Here is a 2,294-nt window from a genome sequence, read left to right as displayed (position 1 = left end):
CCCCTCCCGTCGCCGCCGCTCCGCCCGCTGCCCGTCTGACGCCGTCACTCCGCCTCCCGGATGTCCGTCCTCGGCCCGGGACCAGCATCGATCGCGGAAAGCGAAGAACTGATCATCGGCTCGGAGGTGCCGCCGAATGCGGCGGCAACCTCCTCCCTACGGAGCAGCGCCCCGGCCCGGCGCCCTACCACAGGCGCGGCGGCCCCGCAGCCGGTGATCCTCCGGATGCCCGGCTGCGGATCACTGGTGATAGTGGATCCATGGAGCGCTACCCGCTCATCGCCGACCACGGTCTGATCGGCGACCTCCAGACCGCCGCGCTGGTGTCGGACGAGGGCGTGGTGGACTGGTTCGCGGCGCCCCGCTTCGACTCCCCCGGCATCTTCTCCGCCCTGCTCGACCACGACCGCGGCGGCTGGTTCCGGCTGGCCCCCGACGCGCTCGAGGTGACCGTCCGGCAGCTGTACTACCCCGACACCGCGGTCCTGGTGACCCGGTTCATGTGCCCCGACGGGGTGGGCGAGCTCATGGACTGGATGCCGCCGGACCGCACCGGACGGGCCCGGGACGAGCACACCCTGATGCGCGTGGTGCGCTGCATGCGCGGCTCGGTGACCTTCGCGCTGGAGTGCCGGCCGCGCTTCGACTTCGGCCGGGCCGGGCACGAGCTCACCCTCGACGACCGCACGGCGGTCTTCCGGGCGCCGGGCATCACCGCGTTCCTGCGGTCCGACTTCCCCCTCGAACGCGACGGCGAGCACGACGTACGGGGCGTGGTGCGGCTGACGGCCGGCGAGAGTGCCGGGGCGGCCTTCCGCGTGGCGGGCCCGGACGCCGTTGCGGAAGGGCTGCCGGACGCACGGGAGGTCGAGGAGGAGCTGTGGCGGACCGTCGACTTCTGGCAGGACTGGGTGCGCACGGCCCGCTATGCGGGACGCTGGCCGGACATGGTGCACCGCTCGGCCATCACGCTGAAGCTGCTGACGTACCTGCCGACCGGCGCGCCGATCGCCGCCGCGACGCTGGGGCTGCCCGAGCAGGTGGGCGGGGTGCGGAACTGGGACTACCGCTACACCTGGATCCGTGACGGCTCCCTGTCCGTACGCGCCCTGCTCGACCTGGGCTTCGTCGAGGAGGCCGCCGCGTTCACGGCGTGGCTGACCGAGCGGGTGGCGGAGCGGTCCTCGGCGCCGATGGCCGGGACGCGACCGCTGCAGATCATGTACCGGGTGGACGGGGACCCGTGGCTGCCGGAGGAGGTGCTGGACCATTTCGAGGGCTACCGGGGTTCGGCGCCGGTACGGGTGGGCAACGCGGCCGTGGACCAGGTGCAGCTCGACATCTACGGCGAGGCCCTCTACGCCCTCGCCCAGGGCCAGGGCCTGGACACCCAGCCGACGTACCGCGGCTGGCGGGCGGTGTCCGCGATGCTGGACTGGCTGGCCGAGGCCTGGGACAACCCGGACGAGGGGGTGTGGGAGACGCGGGCCGGGGCGCAGGACTTCACCTACAGCCGGGTGATGTCATGGGTGGCCTTCGACCGGGGGCTGCGGCTGGCCGAGGAGTTCGGCCGGCCGGCCCGGCGGGAGAGCTGGCGCGGCGCCCGGGACGCGATCTTCGAGCAGGTGATGCGGCACGGCTGGAGCGAGCGCCGGCGGGCGCTGGTGCAGCACTACGGCAGCGACGTGCTGGACGCGTCCTTGCTGCTGATCCCCCGGGTCGGCTTCCTGGCCCCGACGGACCCGGCCTGGCTGAGCACGCTGGACGCCATCGACGCCCACCTGGTCTCCGACAGCCTGGTCTACCGCTACGACCCCAGTGCCTCGCCGGACGGACTGCGCGGCGAGGAGGGCACGTTCAGCCTGTGCACCTTCCTGCACGTGGACGCGCTGGCGCGGGCCGGCCGGGTCCGGCAGGCGCGGTTCGCCTTCGAGAAGATGCTGACCTACGCCAACCACGTCGGCCTGTTCGCCGAGGAGATCGGCCCGAGCGGGGAGCAGCTGGGCAACTTCCCGCAGGCCTTCACGCACCTGTCGCTGATCATGGCGGCGACCACCCTGGACGACGCCATCGACCGGCTGCCGGTCCGCCGCGTCCACCGCTGAGCGACCCCGCCGGAAACGCGCCATGCGGTGGTTGACAGACTAGAGGCGCAACAGTGTCCGGAATACGGACACATGTATCAGGCATGTGAAATCTCCCGCCGCCGCAGGGCGGCGTTTCTCGTGCCCAATTCGACGTAGGATCAAGGGAGTTGGTGACTCCACAGGCGCGGGGGTCAGGGGGGTCCGGGG

At 72.3% G+C, this 2,294-nt stretch carries 1 protein-coding gene; it reads left to right on the top strand.

Going from position 1 to position 2,294, the window contains the following annotated elements:
• Window positions 1-260: 260 nt before the first annotated feature.
• Window positions 261-2,105, top strand: coding sequence for a glycoside hydrolase family 15 protein (locus tag EF918_RS34925; RefSeq protein WP_125652874.1), 1,845 nt, complete (start codon window positions 261-263; stop codon window positions 2,103-2,105).
• Window positions 2,106-2,294: the final 189 nt, after the last annotated feature.

It is taken from the genome of Streptomyces sp. WAC06614 (assembly GCF_003949795.1).
GTDB lineage: Bacteria > Actinomycetota > Actinomycetes > Streptomycetales > Streptomycetaceae > Streptomyces.
This window is presented reverse-complemented; position numbering and strand designations above follow the sequence as displayed.

Coding starts and splice junctions, on each gene's coding strand:
- EF918_RS34925 (WP_125652874.1), top strand. CDS start 261: ATGGAGCGCTACCCGCTCATCGCCGACCACGGTCTGATCGGCGACCTC.